The sequence below is a fragment of the Arthrobacter sp. NPDC057009 genome, from assembly GCF_042673905.1.
Classification (GTDB): domain Bacteria; phylum Actinomycetota; class Actinomycetes; order Actinomycetales; family Micrococcaceae; genus Arthrobacter.
In genome coordinates, this window is the sequence record NZ_JBHUSB010000001.1 from 260802 (window position 1) to 281438 (window position 20637).

At 67.2% G+C, this 20637-nt stretch carries 21 protein-coding genes and 1 riboswitch; of the genes, 17 read left to right on the plus strand and 4 right to left on the minus strand.

Going from position 1 to position 20637, the window contains the following annotated elements:
* Positions 1 to 200: 200 nt before the first annotated feature.
* The 5 genes from ACFTR6_RS01240 to ACFTR6_RS01260 all read left to right on the plus strand — a co-directional run bounded on the left by ACFTR6_RS01240 (position 201) and on the right by ACFTR6_RS01260 (position 6506).
* The gene (locus ACFTR6_RS01240) at positions 201 to 4028 is read left to right on the plus strand and encodes a multifunctional oxoglutarate decarboxylase/oxoglutarate dehydrogenase thiamine pyrophosphate-binding subunit/dihydrolipoyllysine-residue succinyltransferase subunit (protein ID WP_076801902.1); all 3828 of its coding nucleotides are present in this window, start codon (positions 201 to 203) and stop codon (positions 4026 to 4028) included.
* Positions 4029 to 4171: 143 nt separating this feature from the next.
* Positions 4172 to 4771 carry a GDSL-type esterase/lipase family protein gene (locus ACFTR6_RS01245; protein ID WP_076801897.1) on the plus strand — a complete coding sequence of 200 codons (600 nt, stop codon included), beginning with the start codon at positions 4172 to 4174 and terminating at the stop codon, positions 4769 to 4771.
* A gap of 99 nt (positions 4772 to 4870) precedes the next feature.
* A complete protein-coding gene (locus tag ACFTR6_RS01250; RefSeq protein WP_377956599.1) occupies positions 4871 to 5698 on the plus strand; it encodes a DUF4097 domain-containing protein in 828 nt (275 codons plus the stop codon).
* Positions 5698 to 6339 (plus strand): PadR family transcriptional regulator, encoded by a 642-nt coding sequence (locus ACFTR6_RS01255; protein WP_377956600.1) that lies wholly within the window; start codon positions 5698 to 5700, stop codon positions 6337 to 6339. The genes ACFTR6_RS01250 and ACFTR6_RS01255 overlap by 1 nt, the downstream gene beginning before the upstream one ends.
* 92 nt (positions 6340 to 6431) lie before the next feature.
* A complete protein-coding gene (locus ACFTR6_RS01260; protein WP_369299106.1) occupies positions 6432 to 6506 on the plus strand; it encodes a 50S ribosomal protein bL37 in 75 nt (24 codons plus the stop codon).
* Positions 6507 to 6590: 84 nt separating this feature from the next.
* Here the strand turns inward: ACFTR6_RS01260 and rsrA are convergent, their stop codons facing one another.
* Positions 6591 to 6851, minus strand: coding sequence for a mycothiol system anti-sigma-R factor (gene rsrA / locus ACFTR6_RS01265; RefSeq protein WP_076801889.1), 261 nt, complete (start codon positions 6849 to 6851; stop codon positions 6591 to 6593).
* Positions 6848 to 7576, minus strand: a complete 729-nt coding sequence (locus ACFTR6_RS01270; RefSeq protein ID WP_377956601.1) for a sigma-70 family RNA polymerase sigma factor — start codon at positions 7574 to 7576, stop codon at positions 6848 to 6850. The genes rsrA and ACFTR6_RS01270 overlap by 4 nt, the downstream gene beginning before the upstream one ends.
* 436 nt (positions 7577 to 8012) lie before the next feature.
* Between ACFTR6_RS01270 and ACFTR6_RS01275 the strand changes: the two genes are divergently transcribed.
* From ACFTR6_RS01275 to ACFTR6_RS01315, 9 genes are all read left to right on the plus strand, one after another.
* Positions 8013 to 8582: a DoxX family protein gene (locus tag ACFTR6_RS01275; protein WP_076801886.1), complete on the plus strand. Its 570-nt coding sequence runs from the start codon at positions 8013 to 8015 to the stop codon at positions 8580 to 8582.
* 21 nt (positions 8583 to 8603) lie between these two features.
* Positions 8604 to 9995 (plus strand): 3-phosphoshikimate 1-carboxyvinyltransferase, encoded by a 1392-nt coding sequence (gene aroA / locus ACFTR6_RS01280; protein ID WP_377956836.1) that lies wholly within the window; start codon positions 8604 to 8606, stop codon positions 9993 to 9995.
* Positions 9979 to 11094, plus strand: a complete 1116-nt coding sequence (locus ACFTR6_RS01285; RefSeq protein WP_377956602.1) for a ribosome small subunit-dependent GTPase A — start codon at positions 9979 to 9981, stop codon at positions 11092 to 11094. Before aroA ends, ACFTR6_RS01285 begins: the two co-directional genes overlap by 17 nt.
* A 66-nt stretch (positions 11095 to 11160) precedes the next feature.
* Positions 11161 to 11973, plus strand: coding sequence for a histidinol-phosphatase (gene hisN, locus ACFTR6_RS01290; RefSeq protein ID WP_076801880.1), 813 nt, complete (start codon positions 11161 to 11163; stop codon positions 11971 to 11973).
* Between the two features lie 173 nt (positions 11974 to 12146).
* A riboswitch (SAM riboswitch) is annotated at positions 12147 to 12260 on the plus strand.
* A 35-nt stretch (positions 12261 to 12295) separates the two neighbouring features.
* On the plus strand, positions 12296 to 13702 hold the full coding sequence (locus ACFTR6_RS01295) for an aminotransferase class V-fold PLP-dependent enzyme (protein ID WP_076801877.1): 1407 nt from the start codon (positions 12296 to 12298) through the stop codon (positions 13700 to 13702).
* A 101-nt stretch (positions 13703 to 13803) separates the two neighbouring features.
* On the plus strand, positions 13804 to 14583 hold the full coding sequence (locus tag ACFTR6_RS01300) for a class I SAM-dependent methyltransferase (protein WP_087872398.1): 780 nt from the start codon (positions 13804 to 13806) through the stop codon (positions 14581 to 14583).
* A 10-nt stretch (positions 14584 to 14593) separates the two neighbouring features.
* The gene (locus ACFTR6_RS01305) at positions 14594 to 15307 is read left to right on the plus strand and encodes a metal-dependent transcriptional regulator (protein WP_087872400.1); all 714 of its coding nucleotides are present in this window, start codon (positions 14594 to 14596) and stop codon (positions 15305 to 15307) included.
* A 6-nt stretch (positions 15308 to 15313) separates the two neighbouring features.
* Positions 15314 to 15769 (plus strand): fluoride efflux transporter FluC, encoded by a 456-nt coding sequence (locus tag ACFTR6_RS01310; RefSeq protein ID WP_377956603.1) that lies wholly within the window; start codon positions 15314 to 15316, stop codon positions 15767 to 15769.
* Positions 15766 to 16131, plus strand: coding sequence for a fluoride efflux transporter FluC (locus ACFTR6_RS01315; RefSeq protein WP_377956604.1), 366 nt, complete (start codon positions 15766 to 15768; stop codon positions 16129 to 16131). The genes ACFTR6_RS01310 and ACFTR6_RS01315 overlap by 4 nt, the downstream gene beginning before the upstream one ends.
* Here ACFTR6_RS01315 and ACFTR6_RS01320 read toward each other — a convergent pair.
* Positions 16118 to 17506 (minus strand): MFS transporter, encoded by a 1389-nt coding sequence (locus ACFTR6_RS01320; protein ID WP_377956605.1) that lies wholly within the window; start codon positions 17504 to 17506, stop codon positions 16118 to 16120. The genes ACFTR6_RS01315 and ACFTR6_RS01320 overlap by 14 nt on opposite strands.
* 22 nt (positions 17507 to 17528) lie before the next feature.
* On the opposite strand from ACFTR6_RS01320, the gene ACFTR6_RS01325 reads away from it, so the two are divergent.
* Together ACFTR6_RS01325 and ACFTR6_RS01330 are read left to right on the plus strand one after the other, a co-directional pair.
* Positions 17529 to 17891 carry a hypothetical protein gene (locus tag ACFTR6_RS01325; RefSeq protein ID WP_377956837.1) on the plus strand — a complete coding sequence of 121 codons (363 nt, stop codon included), beginning with the start codon at positions 17529 to 17531 and terminating at the stop codon, positions 17889 to 17891.
* 108 nt (positions 17892 to 17999) lie between these two features.
* The gene (locus ACFTR6_RS01330; RefSeq protein ID WP_257787654.1) at positions 18000 to 18134 is read left to right on the plus strand and encodes a hypothetical protein; all 135 of its coding nucleotides are present in this window, start codon (positions 18000 to 18002) and stop codon (positions 18132 to 18134) included.
* 88 nt (positions 18135 to 18222) lie between these two features.
* Here the strand turns inward: ACFTR6_RS01330 and ACFTR6_RS01335 are convergent, their stop codons facing one another.
* Positions 18223 to 19206: a S1C family serine protease gene (locus ACFTR6_RS01335; protein ID WP_377956607.1), complete on the minus strand. Its 984-nt coding sequence runs from the start codon at positions 19204 to 19206 to the stop codon at positions 18223 to 18225.
* Between the two features lie 255 nt (positions 19207 to 19461).
* Here ACFTR6_RS01335 and ACFTR6_RS01340 point away from each other — a divergent pair, with 255 nt between their 5' ends.
* Entirely contained in the window at positions 19462 to 20592 is a 1131-nt protein-coding gene (locus ACFTR6_RS01340; RefSeq protein ID WP_377956609.1) for an IS1249 family transposase, read from the plus strand.
* The last annotated feature ends 45 nt before the right edge of the window (positions 20593 to 20637 follow it).

The window sequence follows — 20637 nt, forward strand, 5'->3', positions numbered from 1 at the left end:
TTCCGGCTCGTTTGAAGCGCCATTTCGCCACAATTCGGGTGGTACATGATTTGGGTCACCCTTATTGGCAGTTAAGCCGGAACGGTCACTAGACTGGCAAAGGTCTGGGTTCATAGGACGCAGAAACTGGTTCGATAGTAGTGCCGTGGCACCTTCGGCGACCAGAGGGAAATCAAACTCATGGAAGAGGCGTATTTCAAGTGCCAGAGCAGCCTAGCCACCGTCTGCCAGAGGAATTTGGTGGGAACGAGTGGCTCGTTGACGAACTGTACGAGCGTTACCAACAGGACAAGAATACGGTCGATGCCAAGTGGTGGCCCCTGTTCGAATCATTCGACAGCGGCAACGGTCCATCTTCCAACGGCGCTCCGGCCGTGACGGCACCGGAGGCCAATCCGGCTACCCGCGAACTGCCCGTCGTCACTCCCCCGGTGCCCGCGCAGGCACCGGCATCGGCTACCCCCGCGGCCCAGGCGCCTGCGGCAACTCCGGCACCGGCGCCGGCAGCAGCCCCCGCCCAGCCCGCACCCGCCAAGAAGGCTCCGGCAACGGTGGCCCGCGACGGCGCGAAGAAGACTGAGGCGGGCACCGGCGCCCAGCCGATCCCGGCCCAGCTGCCGAAGAACGTCAAGGCCCCCACCGCCCCCGAGGAAGACGTCGTGTCCGTCCTCCGCGGACCGGCCAAGGCCATTGCGTCCAACATGGTCACGAGCCTTGAGGTTCCCACGGCCACCAGCGTCCGGGCGGTTCCGGCCAAGCTCCTGATCGACAACCGGGTTGTCATCAACTCCAACCTCGCCCGCGCCCGCGGCGGCAAGGTCTCCTTCACCCACCTCATCGGCTACGCCGTAGTCCGGGCACTGTCCCAGTTCCCGTCCATGAACGTCTACTACGACGAGGTCGACGGCAAGCCTGTGGCGGTGCAGCCGGCCCACGTGAACTTCGGCATCGCCATCGACATGCCCAAGCCCGACGGCACCCGCCTTCTGATGGTTCCCAACATCAAGAAGGCCGAAACCATGAACTTCGCCGAGTTCTGGCACACCTATGAAGACCTCATCAAGCGCGCCCGCAACGGCAAGCTGACGGCTGACGACCACGCCGGCACCACCGTGTCGCTGACCAACCCTGGCGGCATCGGCACCGTGCACTCCGTGCCCCGCCTCTCCAAGGGCCAGGCCGCCATCATCGGCGTCGGCGCCCTCGACTACCCGGCCGAGTGGCAGGGCGCGAGCGAGAAGATCATCGCCCAGAACGCCATCAGCAAGATCCTCACCCTGACCTCCACCTATGACCACCGCGTCATCCAGGGTGCAGGCAGCGGCGAATTCCTCAAGCTCGTCCACTCGCTGCTCCTGGGCGCGCAGAACTTCTACGACGAGATCTTCGAAGCCCTGCGCATCCCGTACGAGCCCGTGCGCTGGAGCCCGGACCTGCAGGTGGACCCGTCCGACCAGATCAATAAGGTCGCCCGGATCCAGCAGCTGATCCACTCCTACCGCGTCCGCGGCCACCTCATGGCGGATACCGATCCCCTCGAGTACGTCCAGCGCAAGCACCCCGACCTCGACGTCCTCACCTACGGCCTGACCCTGTGGGACCTCGACCGCGAGTGGCCCACGGGCGGCTTCGGCGGCAAGCCGATGCTCAAGTTCCGCGACATCCTGGGCGTGCTCCGTGACGCCTACTGCCGCACCACCGGCATCGAGTACATGCACATCCAGGAGCCGGCCGAACGCAAGTGGTTCCAGGACCAGCTGGAGCACCCGTACTCCAAGCCGAGCCGTGACGAGCAGCTGCGCATCGTCTCCAAGCTGAACGCCGCGGAGGCCTTCGAGACCTTCCTGCAGACCAAGTTCGTGGGCCAGAAGCGGTTCTCGCTTGAGGGCGGCGAATCCCTGATTCCGCTGCTGGATGCGATCATCTCCGATGCCGCCGACGACGGACTGGACGAGGTTGCCATCGGCATGGCCCACCGCGGCCGCCTGAACGTGCTGACCAACATCGCCGGCAAGACCTACGCCCAGGTGTTCCGCGAGTTCGAAGGCACCCAGGACCCCCGCTCCGTGCAGGGCTCCGGTGACGTCAAGTACCACCTCGGCACCGAAGGCACCTTCACGTCGGACAACGGCAAGGAGACCAAGGTCTACCTGGCCGCCAACCCGTCCCACCTCGAGGCCGTGGACCCTGTCCTGGAGGGCATCGTCCGCGCCAAGCAGGACCGGCTGGACCAGGGATCGTCCTTCCCCGTGCTGCCCATCATGGTGCACGGCGACGCAGCCTTCGCCGGCCAGGGTGTTGTGGCGGAAACGCTCAACCTGTCCCAGCTGCGCGGCTACCGCACGGGCGGAACCATCCACATCGTGGTCAACAACCAGGTCGGCTTCACCACCGCGCCGTCCTCGTCGCGTTCGTCCACGTACTCCACGGACGTCGCCAAGATGATCCAGGCTCCCGTGTTCCATGTGAACGGCGACGACCCCGAGGCAGTTGTCCGCATCGGCCAGCTCGCCTACGAGTTCCGCCAGCGGTTCCACAAGGACGTCGTCATCGACATGGTCTGCTACCGCCGCCGCGGCCACAACGAGGGCGACGACCCCTCGATGACGCAGCCGCTGATGTACAACCTGATCGAGGCCAAGCGCTCCGTCCGCAAGCTCTACACGGAATCGCTGATCGGCCGCGGTGACATCACCGAGGAAGAAGCCGAGCAGCTGCTCCGCGACTACCAGGAACGCCTCGAGCGCGTGTTCGCCGAGACCCACGCTGCCCAGACCTCGCCGATTCCGATCATCACTGCCGACTCGGCAGCGGTCTCGGACATCGAGCGTCCGCAGGCGCAGCAGTCGGACATGGGCACGAACGCTCCGGCGTCGACGGCGATCTCGGCCGACACCCTGGCCCGCATCGGCAAGGCGCACGTGGAGATCCCCGAGGGCTTCACTGTCCACGCCAAGCTCAAGCAGCTGCTGGAGAAGCGTGAACAGATGTCCCGCGAAGGCGGCATCGACTGGGGCTTCGGCGAAATCGCTGCCTTCGGCTCCCTGATCATGGAAGGCGTCCCGGTTCGCCTTGCCGGCCAGGACTCGCGCCGCGGCACGTTCGTGCAGCGCCACGCCGTGTTCCACGACCGCGCCAACGGCAACGAATGGCTGCCGCTGGGCAACCTCTCGGACAACCAGGCCAAGCTCTGGATCTACGACTCCCTGCTGTCCGAGTACGCGGCGATGGGCTTCGAGTACGGCTACTCCGTCGAGCGCCCGGATGCCCTGGTCCTGTGGGAGGCGCAGTTCGGTGACTTCGTCAACGGCGCGCAGACCATCATCGATGAGTTCATCTCCTCCGCCGAGCAGAAGTGGGGCCAGCGCTCGTCGCTCGTGCTCATGCTGCCGCACGGCTATGAGGGACAGGGCCCGGACCACTCCTCGGCCCGCATCGAACGCTTCCTGCAGCTGTGTGCCGAGGAAAACATCATCGTCGCCAACCCGACGACGGCCGCCTCGCACTTCCACCTGCTGCGCCGCCAGGCCTACAGCCGGCCGCGCAAGCCGCTCATCATCTTCACGCCGAAGCAGCTGCTGCGCCTCAAGGCCGCTGCCTCGTCCGTGGAGGACTTCACCACCGGCGGTTTCCGCCCGGTGATCGGCGAGCACGAGCTGCTGAGGGCGGAAGACGTCGAGCGCGTGCTGCTGGTCTCCGGCCGCCTGTACTACGATCTGCTGTCAACGCGGCAGAAGACGGGCGACAAGTCGACGGCGATCATCCGCGTCGAGCAGCTGTACCCGCTGCCGCAGGCGGAGATCGAAGCCGAACTCGCCAAGTACCCGAACGCGGAAGTTGTGTGGGCGCAGGACGAGCCCGCCAACCAGGGTCCGTGGCCCTTCATGGGCCTGCACCTGCCGACCGCCCTGGACCGGAAGGTGCGCCTGGTCTCACGCCCGGCCTCAGCTTCCACCGCGGCCGGCTCCATGAAGCGCCACGCTGTGGAGCAGGACGCGCTCCTGAAGCAGGCTTTCGCCCGCAAGTAGCAGATCAGCTGCCCGGCCGGACGGTGACATACCGTTCCAGCCGGGCAGTTCTGTTTAATCGGCGTGAGTTAATAGATCTTTAGCGTTGGCACGTAAACGGTCCGTGTCCGGGACACGCCCTCCCAACAAGTGAAGAGGTAGTAGTGGAAGACAGGAAGCTGCGGATTGCGGCTGTTGGAGATGAACTGCTCGCCGGGCTCGGTGATCCCCGGGCGCTGGGGTGGCTGGGCCGGGTGCTCGCCCGCACTCCGCAGGACGGCATGACGGTGGAGAGCTTTTCCCTTCCGTGCCCTCAGGAAGGCACCGAGGGCCTGTCCGCCCGCTGGCTCGAGGAGGCCGGCCGCAGGTTCAGCGATCTTCACGAGAACCGCCTGGTCATCGGACTCTCCGGCCGGGACATTGAGTTCGGGCTGTCCACGGCCCGAAGCCGGCTCAATCTCGCCAACATCCTGGATTCGGCCACGCAGAAGCGGCTGGAAGTCTTCGTCGTGGGACCGCCGCCAACACTCGATCCCGCGCAGAACCGACGCCTCGGCGAGCTGAACACTGCCTTTGCCGACGTCACCACCCGGCGCAAGCACCTCTACGTGGACACCTTTTCGCCGCTGCTGAACCATGAGCAGTGGCGCCAGGACCTTGCGGCTAACGGAGGGTCCCCCGGACAGGCGGGCTACGGGCTGATGGCGTGGCTGGTGCTGCACCGGGGCTGGTTCCAGTGGCTGGGGATGGAAACCCCTGAATAGGGAAGTCGCGGACTAGGCAATCGCGATATATCTTGATATTACTGCACGGGAGGACAATCGTGACTCGCACAGTCACGATATATCGCAAGTGGAGGAACCGTGGAAGAGAACTCCTGGACCGTCACCGGCCCGCAGACCATTGATGTCGACGGCGTCGCGCACCTTAAGCTGGGCATCGTCCGGGGCAGGTTTGACGTCGTCACGCACGACGAGGCTGCCGTCCGGGTCGAGGTGTCGGAGGTGCACGGAGACCCCCTGGCTGTCTCCGTGGCCGGCGGGCGCCTCGAAATCCGCCACCAGCTCCACGGCCCGCACGGCTGGTTCAGGAACCTGATGGAGTCGGTCAACAACAGCAGCAACAACTCCGCGGTCATCAGCATCGCGGTCCCTGCCGGCGTGGAGGTCGAGGCCGGCACGGTCAGCGGTGACGGACTGGTTTCCGGCGTCCACGGCCGGACCCGGCTGAGCACCGTGACCGGATCCCTCCTGGCGGACGGGACTTCCGGCGACCTGCACGTGAACACCGTCAGCGGCGAGGTGATCGCCCGCAACCACAACGGCGTCCTCACAGCCAAGAGCGTCTCCGGCGAGGTCACGGCCTCCGGACGGTTCAGCAACATCCGGGCCAACACCGTCAGCGGCGATATGAGCTTCGACCTGCACGGCTTCACCCACGACTTCGGCGCGAACTCGGTGTCCGGGGACCTGACGGTCCGCGTCCCGCACGACGTTGGCGTGGACATCGTGGCCCAGTCGGCCAGCGGACCGGTGGTCATCGACGACCGGAAGTACGGCCATCCCGGCGGCAAGGTGCAGACCATCTCAGGCCCGGACGCCAAACTCATGCTGGTCCGCACCAACTCGGTCTCCGGGAAGACGGCTATCTTCCACGGCCAGGCACCTGCCACCACGGAACCGGCGCTCTGATGCCTCCCGTCTTTGCCCATGGCGCGCTCCGGCTGTATCTGCTGGCGCTCCTTGAATCGGGTCCCAAGCATGGATATGAACTCATCAAGGCCCTGAGCGACCGGTTCGGCGGCACCTACTCCCCCAGTGCAGGCACCATCTATCCGCGCCTGGGCAAGCTGGAGGAGGACGGCCTGGTGGCCACTGAAGCCCAGGGGCGCCGCACCAACTACCGGATCACCGCTGCGGGGCTGGCTGAACTGAACAGCCGGCGCGGGGAGCTGGAGACGGTGGAGAACGACATCGCGGCCTCCGTCCGCCGGCTCGCCGATGATTTGCGCGCCGACATCCGCAGCAACATGCGGGGGCTGCGCGCGGACCTGGCGGCCACGGCGGAAGCGGCCCGCACCGCCGCCAGGTCAGCCAACGCTACCGGGTCGCCAAGCCCTGCCAGGCCGGCCGGCGGGGCCGGCGGAGGCCGGTACACCGCTGAGGGCCAGGGCATGCTGAAGGAAGCGGAGATGCTGCTGCAGTCGTTCCGTGACGACATGCGCGCCGAGCTGCGCCTGCAGACCAGCGCCAGGCCCATGACGCCGGTGGCCCTCGAGACGGTGCGGACAGTCCTGGACCAGGCCCGGGTTGCGATCCGGAACTCGCTGTAGGCGCTCCACAATGCCGCCGGTTCGCGGCCTGTCCGCCGATATGGGAGACTGGAGGGCAACTCTTTTGGGTAACGAGATTAAGGAGGCCAGCTATGAGCAAGCGTGCACGTAAGCGTCGTGACCGTAAGCGTGGCGGCGCGAACCACGGGAAGCGCCCCAACACCTAAGCCACGGCTTGAACCGAAGCTTAAACGCGATGCCCCCGCTACCGGCAAGGTAGCGGGGGCATCGTGTTTAACTCAGTGGCCCTGTCAGGCGTCCACCGGACGGATCGTGTGGATCCGCTGCAGGATGGCGTTCTTGAGGTTTTCCGGAGCAGCCTCGGTACAGGAGCGCTTCACCACTTTCCGGATGACGCACTCCAGATCGTACTGCTCTGTGCATTCGGGGCACTCGTCCAGGTGCTGCTTGATCTCCGCAAGGTCGCTGCGGGTCAAGGCCCCGTCCAGATACTCGTAGATGCGTTGCATCCTGGTGTCGTCGCAATCACCCAATCCCTGGCAGTCGCTCATTTCCCGTTCTCCTGTTTGTTGCCCTGCGCTGCCGCCGTGGTGTCCGCAGCAGCCTTGAATCCCCGCTCGGCGGCGTAATCCGCCAGCATGTCCCGCAGCATCTTTCGGCCCCGGTGCAGCCGGGACATCACAGTGCCGATGGGGGTGTTCATGATGTCCGATATTTCCTTGTACGCGAAGCCCTCGACGTCGGCGAAGTACACGGCCAGCCGGAACTCCTCGGGGATGGCCTGCAGTGCCCGCTTGACGTCCGAATCCGGCAGGTGGTCCAGCGCCTCGGCCTCGGCCGAGCGCAGGCCGCTGGAGGTGTGGGATTCGGCGCGGGCGAGTTGCCAGTCCTCGATGGTGTCCGAATTCGACTGCAGGGGTTCCCGCTGCCGCTTCCGGTACAGGTTGATGTAGGTGTTCGTCAGGATCCGGTACAGCCAGGCCTTCAGGTTGGTCCCCGGCTTGTACTGATGGAACGCCGAGAACGCCTTGGTATACGCCTCCTGGACGAGGTCCTCGGCATCTGCGGGGTTCCGCGCCATGCGCATGGCCGCCGAATACAGCTGGTCCACGTACTGCATGGCGTCGCGCTCAAACCGCGCCCGGCGCGCTTCAGTGCTCTCCGAACCGACGTCGATATCCTCTGCCGCTTCAGCAGCGGGCGACGTGCCATTCTCCGGGATGCCGCTGGCGGCGTCCTCCTGTGCGGCCTGCAGGGCCGGGTCCACGGTGCTCATTGCATTCAAGTCTACTTTGATCGGCGCCGGGCGCCCCTGGCGGCGTGCCGTGCCATAGTCCGGGCCAAGAAGCCCGCCCGGAGCGGGGAAGGCACTTCCTGACTCCAGCGCGCCAGCTTCGGACACCACGAACGGCCGCATTCTGGCGGGACTTCGCACCCCCACAGCTTCCTTCACCAAAGTCAATGCTCCATCTCCACTCCGCCTGCTAAGACCCGTCGAAAAGACCCGCGTTCGTGCAGCGGTCCGTGCTCCTGCCGGTTCCGGCCATCCCCCAGCCGCCGCTGAACACCGGGAACGGCAACAGGACACCGCCTGCCTATCGTTTCCGGCCAAAGAGCACAACGACGCGCGGTGGGCAAATATTCCGCAAAAGTGCAAGACTAGAACCGACTCCGCCGCGGCCACCGCGGCTCGGCCATCCAGGAGGAAATTCATGTCCTTTGTCCGCTTTTTTGCCCGGCCGATGCTGGCCTCAAGTTTCATCCTCGCCGGCACGGACAAGCTCAGGAATGCGGACGACACCGCGCAGCAACTGTCGCCCCTCCTGCGCCGTGCCGCTGAAGCCCTGCCGTTCCAGACTGACGAGAGGGTCCTTGCCCGGATCATCGGCGGCACGCAGGTGGGCGCCGGCGTCCTCTTCGCCCTCGGCAAGTCGGCACGGCTGGCAGCCTCGGTACTGGCCGTCATCTCGGCACTGAACGCCTTCGTTGAATGGCGCAGCGCCGACATCAGCAGCAAGGAAGGCCGCGAAGCGCGCCGGAACCAGCTGCTCAAGAACATCACACTCACCGGCGGCGTGATGCTGGCCTCGGTGGACACAGCGGGCAAGCCCAGCCTGGCCTGGCGTGCAGAGCACCTCGCCGCCGACGCCCGGAAGGCAGCGACCCACCTCGCCGCCGACGCCCGCAAGACCACCGGCAAGAAACTGCACAGCGCGGACAAGGCTGTCCGCCGGGCCGACAAGGCAGTCCGCAGGGCCGTCGACCAAGCGGTAGGGGCATAAGCAGGAATGGCAGCATCACCCATGGGCGCGTCCGCTGAACACTCCGGCGCTGCTCCGCACTGGCCCGCGCCATTTGCGGAACAGCCGGTTGACGCAACAGTCCGCGTACCGGGCTCCAAGTCGTTGACCAACAGGTATCTGGTGCTTGCCGCGCTGGCCGACGGGCCGTCCCGGCTCCGGGCACCGCTGCACTCCCGGGACTCTGCGCTCATGATCGCCGCCCTGCGCCAGCTTGGCGCCGACATCCGGGAAGTCCCGGGCGACGGCGCCTTTGGCCCGGACCTCGAGGTGACGCCAATTCCGGCCAACGCCGGCGGCGCGGACGTCGCCATCGACTGCGGCCTGGCCGGGACAGTCATGCGGTTCGTACCGCCTCTGGCGGCACTGCGCTCTGGCGCCACCCTTTTCGACGGCGACCCCCACGCCCGGGAACGGCCGATGGGCACCATCATCGACGCGCTCTCAGCGCTCGGAGTAGCCGTAACGGGCGACGACGGCGGCACGCCCGCCTCGCTGCCGTTCCGCGTCGAGGGCTCCGGCCAGGTCCGCGGCGGGCACCTCGTCATCGACGCCAGTGCGTCCTCGCAGTTCGTCTCCGCCCTGCTGCTGGTCGGTGCACGGTTCGCCGACGGCCTGCACCTTGAACATTCAGGCAGCACGGTCCCGAGTTTGGACCATATCAACATGACCATCGCCGTGCTGCGCGGCGCGGGCGTGGCGGTGGATGACTCCACGCCCAACCACTGGGTTGTCAGCCCCGGCCCGATCCGCGCGTTCGACCAGCGCATCGAGCAGGACTTGTCCAACGCCGGCCCGTTCCTGGCCGCCGCGCTGGCCACCGGCGGTACTGTCCGGATTCCGGACTGGCCCGGGCACACCACGCAGGTCGGCGACATGTGGCGCAGCATCCTGACCGATATGGGGGCCACGGTCACCCTGGCCGACGGTACCCTGACGGTGACCGGCGGCAGCGAGATCAAGGGTGCGGACTTCGCCGAAACCAGCGAACTGGCGCCCACAGTCGCCGCGCTCTGCGCCCTGGCATCCGGACCGTCACGGCTGAGCGGCATCGCCCACCTTCGCGGACATGAAACGGACAGGCTCGCCGCGCTCGTCACCGAGATCAACCGGCTCGGCGGCGATTCAGAGGAAACTGCCGACGGACTCATCATCCGGCCTGCGGAACTGCACGCCGGCGTCGTCCACAGCTATGCGGACCACCGGATGGCCACCGCCGGAGCCATCCTCGGGCTGGCGGTCAGGGGCGTGGAGGTGGAGGACATTGCCACGACGTCCAAGACCATGCCCGATTTCCCCAAGCTGTGGGCGGACATGCTCGCCCAGCGGGGCAGCGGTGTGACCAACAGTGCTGTTACCAATACCGCGGGGACCACCGGTGGCACGCAGCACTGATTCCTGGGACGAGTCCGACGTCCGGATCCGGCCGAACAAAAAGGGTTCCCGGCCCCGGACGAAGGACCGCCCAAGCCATGAGGATGCCGTCACCGGCCGGATCATCACCGTGGACCGGGGCCGCTACACCGCCGTCGTCGGCGAGGACTCGGGCCACGAGCGGACGGTCATTGCCGCTCGCGCCCGCGAGCTGCGCCGCTCCCCCGTGGTGGCCGGAGACTTCGTCTCCCTCGTGGGGGACGTGTCCGGCTCGCCGGACACCCTGGCCCGGCTGGTGAAAATCCAGGACCGCAAGACCCTGCTGCGCCGCAGCGCCGACGACACCGATCCCGTGGAACGCGCCGTCGTCGCCAACGCCGACCAGCTGGTGGTGGTTGTGGCCGCCGCCAACCCGGAACCCCGCACCGGCTTCATCGACCGGGCGCTGGTGGCAGCCTACGACGCCGGGATCGAGCCGCTGCTGCTCGTCACCAAAGCGGACGTCAAGGATCCGACCGAGCTGCTGAGCAACTACCGGCACCTCGACTTTCCGGTGATCATCAGCCGCACTGCCGATGCCGACGCGTCCGGCATCGACGCCCGGTCCGACGACGGCCTCTCCGCCCGGCTCGACGTTGCCGCCGTGTCCGATCTCCGCGCCCATCTGGACGGCAAGGTGACGGTGATGCTGGGCCATTCCGGCGTCGGAAAATCCACCATGGTCAACGCGCTGACGGGCGCCGAACGGGCCACCGGCGGCGTGAACGCGGTGACGGGCCGCGGACGGCACACGTCGTCGTCGGCCCTTGCCCTCAAGCTCGCCGACGCCCCGGCGGGCAGCTGGATCATCGACACGCCGGGCATCCGCTCCTTCGGACTGGCGCACGTCGATCCGGACCGAATCCTGCGTTCCTTCCCCGACCTTGAGCCCGGCACGGAGGCCTGCGAACGCGGGTGCAAACACGACGCCACCGCCGTCAACTGCGGCGTGGACGCGTGGGTGGAAGCCGGCCACGCCGGCCCCTCGGGAGCAGCACGGCTCGCGTCCCTGCGCCGCCTGCTGGGCACCGACCCGCGCGCTGAGGCCCAGGAAACCAAGGAACTCGGCAGCGTCGGCTAGCCGCCCCCGGCGCTGTCCGGCCGCTGCCTCCCCGCCGTGCCGGGCCTTTGAGGGTAGTTTGGAACCATGACCCAACCCGCTTCAACGTACAACGATGACCTGCGTCTTGCCCATGTGCTGGCCGATTCCGTGGACGACCAGACCATGAGCCGGTTCAAGGCACTGGACCTTCAGATCGAGACGAAGCCAGATCTGACGCCGGTCACCGATGCGGACAAGGCCGCCGAGGAGTCAATCCGCGGCCAACTGTCACGCTCCCGTCCCCGTGACGCCGTCCTCGGTGAGGAGTTCGGAAGTTCCGGCCACGGTTCCCGCCGCTGGATCATCGACCCCATCGACGGCACCAAGAACTTTGTCCGCGGGGTGCCGGTCTGGGCCACGCTGATTGCCCTCGTCGACGAGGGAGAACCTGTGGTGGGCGTTGTCAGCGCCCCGGCGCTCGGCAAGCGCTGGTGGGCGGCCAAAGGCGCCGGCGCCTACTCGGGCCGATCCCTCGCGGCCGCCACCCGGCTCAAGGTGTCCAACGTGTCCAGCCTGTCCGACGCCTCGCTTTCCTACTCCAGCCTCGGCGGCTGGAAAGACCGCGGCAACCTTGAAGAGTTCCTCCAGCTGACCGAGGATGTGTGGCGCACCCGCGCCTTCGGCGACTTCTGGTCCTACTGCATGGTGGCCGAAGGGGCCGTGGACATCGCCTGCGAACCGGAACTGAACCTGTACGACATGGCGGCGCTGGTGCCGATCGTGACGGAGGCCGGCGGCCGTTTCACCTCCCTCGAGGGCACGGACGGCCCGTTCGGCGGCAACGCCCTGGCGACCAACTCGATCCTGCACTCGGAAGTCCTGAAGCGGCTGAACCCGCAGCTGGACGACCTGCTCTAGGTTTTCTCCCACCACCGCCCTGGCGCTGAACATTACGACGGCGGCCGCCCGCTTTTGGGGGCGGCCGCCGTCGTTTCTTCGGCAGCAGGCCCTATATCCGGTTCGCGTAATAATCCGCTTAACATTCCAACCGGCTTTTTCATCGCCTCTGCCGATGTCCTAATCTCGTAACAGGTCACGAGTGCCAGCGCTAAACCCCGGTTAGCTGGCCGGCAACCCTCCATTCGCGGTGGGGTGCCCCGGGTGACGACCAGGCCGATCCGGAACGGACCCGGCAAGCGCGGATCCCCGTCACACGGGGTCCTTATCCCAGTGAGGTCCCATGACGACTGCCATCATTGCTTCCACCCCCGACGCCCTCGCGCTGGACGGCCGGTTCGCCGCCGCCCGCCGCCCCCTGGCCGCCGTCACCGGCGCAGAGATCCAAGCCCCGCTGATACAGGGCGGCCACGTCCGCTACGCAAACCTCGACTATGGCGCCTCCGCCCCTGCGCTGTCGGTCGTCTCCGCGTACCTCAACGAGATCCTGCCGTTCTACGCGAGCGTGCACCGCGGCGCCGGCTACGCCTCGCAGATCAGCACCTCCGTGTACGAGAACTCGCGGAACATCGTGCGCGAATTCGTGGGGGGCCGCGCCGATGACGCTGTCATCTTCACCCGGAACACCACCGACTCCCTCAACCTGCTGGCCGGCTGCCTGCCCGTGGAGGACCACCACCACACGGGCGAGGTGCTGTACCTGGACATCGAGCACCACGCCAACCTGCTGCCGTGGCAGGGCGTGCCGCACCGCAGCGTGGTGGCCTCCGAAACGCTTGAAGCCACCATCGCCAGCCTGCGTGCCGAACTGGAGCACGGCGACATCAGCCTCCTCGCCGTGACCGGCGCCTCCAACGTCACGGGCGAAATCCTCCCGATCCGCCGCCTCGCCGCGCTGGCCCATGAATACGGCGCCCGCATCGTGGTGGACGCCGCCCAGCTCGCGCCGCACCGCCGCGTCAACATCGCCGCGGACGACGTCGACTACCTCGCCTTCTCGGGCCACAAGCTCTACGCCCCCTTCGGGGCCGGCGTCCTCATCGGCCGTCCCGACTGGCTCGACGCCGGCACCCCCCACCTCGCCGGCGGCGGCGCCGTAAGCGAGGCCCGGCTCGACGGCGTCAGCTGGGCCACCGGCCCCGCCCGCCACGAGGGCGGCTCACCGAACGTCCTCGGCGCTGCCACCCTGGCCCGGGCAACCCAGGTCATCGCCGCCCTTGATCCGCAGGAATGGCACGCCCATGAAGCCGGCATCCGGTCCTTCCTGGTCGAGGGACTGCGCCAGATCGACGGCGTCACCGTCCACCAGATTTTCGCGGACAGCGACCCGGACGACGCCATCGGCGTAGTCAACTTCTCGGTAGAGGGTTACGACGCCGGCCTGGTCGCCGCCTACCTGTCGGCCGAACACGGCGTGGGTCTGCGCGACGGACGCTTCTGCGCCCACCCGCTGCTGAAGCGCCTCGGACTGCCGTCCGGGTCCCTGCGCGCCAGCTTCGGCGTGGGTTCACGGCTCGAGGACGCACAGCGGCTGCTCGCCGGCATCGAGGAGCTCCGCCGCTCGGGCCTCGGCTGGGACTACGTGGTGGACGCCGGGCGCTGGGTTCCGGCGAACGACACCCGCACCTACCCCGAGTGGGCGCCCAACACGCCCGGCACCGCCGGCGCCGCACCGTGTGTCCAGGACTGATCGGCATCCAGGACTAACCCGCACCCAGGACTAAGCACCTCCCGCTCCCCGTACGGTAAATTCGAAGGGTAATTTTCGACGTCGGTATAAGGAGACTGTGCGTGGCACGGGGCGGTCCCAAACTTCATCACGGCCGGCGGCAGGAGCTTGGACAGAGCTTCCAGGACGGCGGCGAGCACTACCACCGCGTCCGTCCGGGCTACCCGGAGGACTCCGCCAGCTGGCTTATTCCGGCCGGGGCCCGTACCGCCGCTGACCTCGGCGCAGGAACGGGCAAATTCACCGCGTTGCTGGTGGACCGCGGGCTCGAGGTCAGCGCCGTGGACCCTTCCCGGGACATGCTGGAGCAGCTGGGCCGTGACTGCCCCGCGGTCCATGCCGTGGTGGGGACCGCTGAGGAAACCGGGCTGCCCTCGGCGGCGTTCGACGTCGTCAGCGTTGCCCAGGCGTGGCACTGGTGCGATCCGCTGCGGGCCAGCACGGAGATTTCCCGCATCCTCAGGCCCCAGGGAGTACTGGGCCTGATCTGGAACCAGCTGGACACGTCAGTACCCTGGGTGCACCGGCTGTCGCGCATCATGCACGCCGGGGACGTCCACAAACCGGACTTCAGGCCCAGGATCGGCCCGGAATTCACCTCCCTGGAAAGCCACCTGACCAGGTGGGAGGATCCCGTCACCCCGGACGACATCCTCGAACTGGCCAAGTCCCGCAGCTACTACCTCGCGGCCAACGATGCCACCCGCGCGAAGGTGACCGGAAACCTGACCTGGTACCTGCACGAGCACCTCGGCCATGCCGACGGCGAGCTGCTGCAGCTCCCCTACCTCACCCAGACCTGGCGGGCGGTCAGGGCGGAACGCCGTGGTGGCAGCAGGTAGGCTTGAAGCTGTGAAGACCAGTACGCCCTCCTCCTCGATCGAGGACTACGTTAAGGTCATCTATTCCTTCACGGAATGGCAGGACAAGCCCATCACCTCCACCCAGCTTGCACAGCGCCTCGGTGTGGCCAACTCCTCGGTCTCCGAGATGGTGCGCAAGCTCAAGGACCAGGGCCTGGTCCTCCACAAGCCCTACAGTGCCATCACGCTCACGCCCCAGGGTGTCCGGCTGGCCCTCTCCATGGTCCGCCGGCACCGGCTGATTGAGACGTACCTGGTCAAGGACCTCGGCTACAGCTGGGATGAAGTCCATGACGAGGCTGAGCAGCTGGAGCATGCGGTCTCGGACACGTTCATTGAGCGGCTGGCCGCCCGGCTGGGCAACCCGTCCAGGGACCCGCACGGCGACCCCATCCCCTCGGCTGACGGAACTGTCAGGATGCCGTCCGCCCACCGGATGATCGAGCTCGATGACGGCCACACCGGCAGGATCACCCGGATCAGTGACGAGAACCCGGATCTGCTGCGCTACCTGGCCGCGGAACAGATCAGCCTCGATGCCGACGTCGAGGTGCGGGGCCGCAGGCCCTTCGGCGGCGCGCTCGTGGTGCGAATCGGGTCCCCCGGAACCAGCCGGGACGTTGACCTCGCCGACGAAGTGGCCTCCGCGCTCTGGATCCACAGCGACTCCGCCCACCCCGGCTGCCGCATGGCCGGCCTGTAGCCTCAGGTGCGGGTCCCCCTGGCAGGCCGCACCGGCACCGCCGCCGCGACCGGCTCCGGTTATGGCTGGCGGGTGTGGACAGCCGTGGCCGCCGGCGGACTGCTTGGCACGGAACTCCGGTACGCGCTGGGACTGCTGTTCCCCGACCGTCCGGGAGACCTGCCCTGGGCCACACTGGGCATCAATATCCTCGGCAGCTTCGTGCTGGCGGCCCTCACCACCATCTGGATCGCGCGTCCCCGCACCGCGTTCTGGCTCCGCGCCGCCGTCGGGCCCGGTGTGCTCGGCTCCTTCACTACCTTCTCCGCCGTCGTCTTTTCCGCGGACCAGCTGACCCGTGCCGGGCTGCCGGGCCTGGGGCTGCTCTACCTGGGGCTGTCCGTGCTGCTGGGGCTGGCGGCGGCGGCCGCCGGCTGGCGGACCGGCAAGGCAATCGGCGCTGCCCGTGAGGCTAATCCGTGACGGCGCTCCTCGTGGGTCTATTCGGCATCGGCGGGGCGCTGCTCAGGTTTGCCGTGGACGGCTGGCTGGCCGGCTACCCCTCGCCGCGGCGGCACTGGCCCTGGGCCACCCTGCTGGTGAACGTGGCCGGCTCGTTTGTGATCGGGCTGTCCATGGGGCTCACCGCATCGTTCGCCCCCGAATGGCGTTCCGCCCTTGCCACCGGGTTCGCCGGCGGGTTGACCACCTTCAGTTCCTGGACCACGGCAACAGTCCGGCTGGCCAGTGAGCGGCGCTACCTTGCCGCCGTCGTTAATGTCCTGGCCAACCTGCTGCTGGGCCTGGCTGCGGCGTGGGCGGGAATCGCGATCAGCGGCGGCTAGCCGGCGCGGGGTTGCGGATTCCGACGGCGGAGCAGGCCGCCCCCAGCAAGAGCAGCGCGGCGGTGGCCAGCAGCGCGCGGTGCAGGCCCGGCGTCGTCAGCTCCGGGCCGACGATGAAGCCCGTAAATGCGATGCACACCAGGCCCGCGATCCTCGAGACCGCGTTGTTCACGGCCGAGCCCACGCCGGCCTGCTTTTCCGGCACGGAGCCCAGGATGGCAGCCGTCAATGGTGCCACCGTCATGGAAAGGCCGAGGCCGAAGACCAGCTGCCCGGGCAGGATCTGGGTCCAGTAGTTCAGGGAGCCGCCAACGGACAGTGTCAGCAGGAACCCGGCGGCGCACAGCACGGGCCCGGCCGTCATGAACCAGCGCGGCCCGTACTTGCCGGCGAGTTTTCCAAAGAACGAGGCCAGCAGCATCAGGATCAGCGTGGAGGGCAGCAGCGCCAGTCCGGCGGTGGTCGCTTTCATGCCGCCCACCTGCTGGATATAGATGCCCAGCGCGAAGAACCCGAGGGAAAGGCCGCCGTAAATCGCGGCGGTGGCGATGTTGCCCCAGCCGAAGTTCCGGACCGTGAACATGCCAAGTGGCAGTAGCGGGGCGGCCGCGCGGGCTTCATGGATGAGGAAAAACACAGTGGCCAGGAGCCCGGCGGCCAGCGGCAGCCAGACCTGCGGGCTGCCCCAGCCGGCCGTGCCCTGCTCGATCAGTGCGTAGACCGGCCCGCCAAGCGCGATGACGGCCAGCAACGCGCCGGCAATGTCGATGCTGCCAGCGGCAGCGGGAACGGTGCCGGTCTTCCGTAGCCTTGCCAGCACGGGCCAGATGGCAGCCGCAGGCAGGACGTTGACGAAGAAGATGACCCGCCACGACAGCACGTCCACGGACAAGCCGCCGATCAACGGGGCCACGATGGCGGCGGCGCTTGTCCACGCCGACCATTTGCCGATGGCCGCCCCCTGGGCGCCGCTGTCAAAGTGGCTGACGATCAGCGCCAGCGAACTGGGAACGAGGAGTGCTCCCGCGACGCCCTGCAGTCCCCGGCTGACCACCAGCACTTCCCCGGACCACGCTGCCCCGCAAAGGACCGAGGTGAGGGCAAAACCGCCCAGCCCCCACTGCAGCACACGCACCCGTCCAAAGTGATCGGACAGCGAGCCGGCCGCCAGAATGAGCGCACCGAGTGTCAGGAGGTAGGCATCCACCACCCACTGCTGGATGCGGAGGCCGCCGCCGAGTTCCCGGCCGATGGCAGGCAGCGCCAGGCTGACAACGAAGCTGTCGAGGATCGCCATGAAGGACGCCACGATCGCGACGGCCAGGACCTGCCGCTGGAGGCGGGTCGGGGCAACCGTCTGGCTGGTGTCGCTCATGACTTACCGTATCGTGGACTGGATGATCAGCAGACGTGATGCGGCAATTGCCCTGGATGTACCACTGGAAATGGCCCAGCGCCACGGCATTCCAAAACACCTGACCGAAGCCGAGCTGGGTGAACTGCTGGACAATCCTCCTGCCTGGCTCCTCCAGTCCCGCGCCAACCGGACGGGAAAGAGGCCGGTGTGGGTGCATCTCACCTGCGCGGTCTGCGGGTACACCGAGGCGGCCAGGCCCAAGAAGTGGTGGCCGGAGTTCACGTACGTCATGTGTGCCCATCACCGCCCCTCCGAAGTCCCTCCGCCGGCGCCCGGTTCCGTCCGGAGCGAGTTCGACGGCGTGGGCACCAGGTTTGTGGGAATCGCCGACGTCGTGGGGTGAAAGTTTTTGCCGGTTGACTGTCAGGTCAGGCAGTTACATTTGGGCTGCAACAGGCGTAATTTACGTAGGGAGGGGCACCCTCCTGCCCCTCGGACGAGGGAGCACGCCATGCCGGACAAGACGCCGCACCAGCAACAGCAGAAAAAAGCGGGCAAGACCATTAAGCAGAAACGCGCGGACAAAAAGGCCAAGCACCCGATTGAGGGACCTGCAGACCCTGTCGCACATCTGAAGAAACGCTGATTGCCGGACAAGTCGAATACAGTCGGAGCGGGGCGGATACACCGTCCCGCTCCGGCTGTTTCCCGCTCCTCCCGGCTAAGGCCGCACCCTATCCCCAGTCCGCCATCTCGCCGGGAACTGCAGAAATGGCTGTTACATGTCCGTCGCGCAGGACGGCTATGTCCATCGGCACGCCGATGGCCTCGGCGAAGAGGAGCTTCTGCAGGCTCTCGGCGTTGCTGACTGCACGGGAACCAACGCGCAACAGAACATCACCGGGACGGAGACCTGCCTGTTCAGCAGGGGAACCGGCCAGCACCTCAACCACGCGCAGCCCCTCCCGCTGGCCGGTGCGGACCACTTCGCTGGTACCCAGCCGGATCGGCGTGCTCACCACGCCGAGGTAGGCGCGCCGGACTCTTCCGTCCGACAGGAGCGCAGAGATGATCCGGCGCGATGTGCTGTTGATGGGAACGGCCAGCCCCAGCCCGGCGCCGGCCACCGCAGTGTTGATTCCCACGATCCGGCTTCGTGCGTCGGCCAGTGCCCCGCCGGAACTGCCGGCGTTCAAGGCGGCATCGGTCTGGATGACATCCTCGATGACGCGGCGGTTGCGGCCTGCCCAGACGGGAATTGCCCTTCCGAGTCCGCTCACCACACCGGCCGTCACCGAGCCCGACAACCCCAGCGGATTGCCGACGGCAATCACAAGCTGCCCCACCTGTAGTGACTCGGCGTCGCCGAATTCGGCAGGAGCCACATGCGGGGCACGCCCCAGGAGCACAGCCAGATCGGACAAGGGATCCGCGCCCACCACCTCGAGGTCCGTACCGGAGCCGTCGGCGAAGACCGCGCGGCCTTTCTGGGTTCCGGCCACCACGTGGGCGTTGGTCAGCAGGTAGCCATCCTCAGTGAACAGGACCGCAGACCCGGCGTCGACCCGGAAGCGGCCGTTGCGCCGGTTTCCCGTCATCTCGATGGCAGCCACGTGGGGCGTGACGGTCCTGGCCACCCTGATGACCGTCTCCGAATAAGAGTCGAGGGCCGCGCCGTCGTCGACGGGTCCGGGCTCGTTGGCAGCCGCCGTGGGCATCGCTTGCCTCCCTACCGCAGGAATCGCACGATTCGTGATACCTGTCACAACCGCGCGGGCGAGGCAGGTAGTCCCGCCTTGGCTACGCCGTGGGTGAACGGCAGCGGCCAGTACTTTCCCAGGCAACAAAGTGGGGTTATAGGACAAAACGTGTGTATGGGATGGGGCTGCTTCCCAGTAACGGCGCGCGAATTCCGGGGTGGCTAAGCTTTTGGAGCTTAGGGTGGCTGGGGTGCGTGCATATCTCTGGAGTGTTTGATTTGTGGTCGGGGTTTGGTTCGGAACGGAAAAACGGCCGCGGGTAAGCAGCGCTACCGGTGCCTGGCGTGCGGGGCGAGCCGTTCTGGTGAGCGCCCGGACGTAAGCCTGCGGGCTGAGCTGGACGCCTTTCTGGGCTGGCTGGTCGGCACCGGCAGCCAGCAAGGGGTTGCGTCGCTTGGCACCGCGCGGTCCTTCCGTCGGCGCACCGCCTGGTGCTGGAACATCACGCCGCAGATCCCGGTCACGGGCGAGGTCCATGACCAGATCCAGGTCGACGGGATCTACGTCGGGTCATGGTGCTGCCTGATCGCTGTCGCCGGGGACTACGTGCTCGGCTGGCAGTGGTGCGACACCGAAAAGAAAGCCGCGTGGGCGGCCTTGCTCGCCCGGTTCCCGGCCCCGACGGTGGTGATCACAGACGGCGGTTCAGGGATAGCAGCGGCCCTGTCCGAGTGCTGGAGTGAAACCGCCGTCCAACGCTGCCTGGTCCATGTCCAGCGCAACGTCCGCACCTACCTCACCGGCCGGCCCAGAACCGAGGCGGGCCGGGCGTTGCTGCGGTTGGGCCGGACCCTGACCAGGATCACCACCGCCACCGAAGCGGCGGCATGGCTGGGCGGGCTGAACGACTGGCACCAGAGTTACGGGCAGCTCGTCAAAGCCCGCACCTACCGCAACGGCAACCCCATCGTTCCGGGATGGGTCAGGGCCAACCAGACCTGGTGGTACACCCACGACCGGCTCCGCAAGGCCTACCGGCTCCTGGAACGGCTCAGCCAGGCCGGGACGCTGTTCACCTACCTGCGCACCGAATTCGCCGGACTCGAGATCGCGTCCACGACCAACCGGATTGAAGGCGGCACCAACGCCCAGCTACGGCTGCTGCTGCGGTCACACCGCGGGATGAGCGAAGAGCACCGAAAACGCGCCATCGAGTGGTACCTCTACCTCCACAGCGAACAACCCATGCCGCCGGCGAAACTCATCAAAGCCCAGCACCACCAGCCGCCAAAACCAACCACCGGCACCAGCACTGAAGACGATCCAGGCCCCGAACGCTACAGCAGCGGACTCAGCGCCGAAGAAGGCCTCTGGACCCGGAAAGGATGGGCAGGACGCACATGACACACCCGGGATTTACACACGTTTTGTCCTATAACCCACAAAGTG

Bases quoted from the DNA above. Each gene is read 5' to 3' on its own strand.
- ACFTR6_RS01255 (WP_377956600.1), top strand. From the start codon at position 5,698: ATGCCTCCCGTCTTTGCCCATGGCGCGCTCCGGCTGTATCTGCTGGCG.
- rsrA (WP_076801889.1), bottom strand. From the start codon at position 6,851: ATGAGCGACTGCCAGGGATTGGGTGATTGCGACGACACCAGGATGCAA.
- ACFTR6_RS01270 (WP_377956601.1), bottom strand. From the start codon at position 7,576: ATGAGCACCGTGGACCCGGCCCTGCAGGCCGCACAGGAGGACGCCGCC.
- ACFTR6_RS01275 (WP_076801886.1), top strand. From the start codon at position 8,013: ATGTCCTTTGTCCGCTTTTTTGCCCGGCCGATGCTGGCCTCAAGTTTC.
- aroA (WP_377956836.1), top strand. From the start codon at position 8,604: ATGGGCGCGTCCGCTGAACACTCCGGCGCTGCTCCGCACTGGCCCGCG.
- hisN (WP_076801880.1), top strand. From the start codon at position 11,161: ATGACCCAACCCGCTTCAACGTACAACGATGACCTGCGTCTTGCCCAT.
- ACFTR6_RS01295 (WP_076801877.1), top strand. From the start codon at position 12,296: ATGACGACTGCCATCATTGCTTCCACCCCCGACGCCCTCGCGCTGGAC.
- ACFTR6_RS01320 (WP_377956605.1), bottom strand. From the start codon at position 17,506: ATGAGCGACACCAGCCAGACGGTTGCCCCGACCCGCCTCCAGCGGCAG.
- ACFTR6_RS01325 (WP_377956837.1), top strand. From the start codon at position 17,529: ATGATCAGCAGACGTGATGCGGCAATTGCCCTGGATGTACCACTGGAA.
- ACFTR6_RS01330 (WP_257787654.1), top strand. From the start codon at position 18,000: ATGCCGGACAAGACGCCGCACCAGCAACAGCAGAAAAAAGCGGGCAAG.
- ACFTR6_RS01335 (WP_377956607.1), bottom strand. From the start codon at position 19,206: ATGCCCACGGCGGCTGCCAACGAGCCCGGACCCGTCGACGACGGCGCG.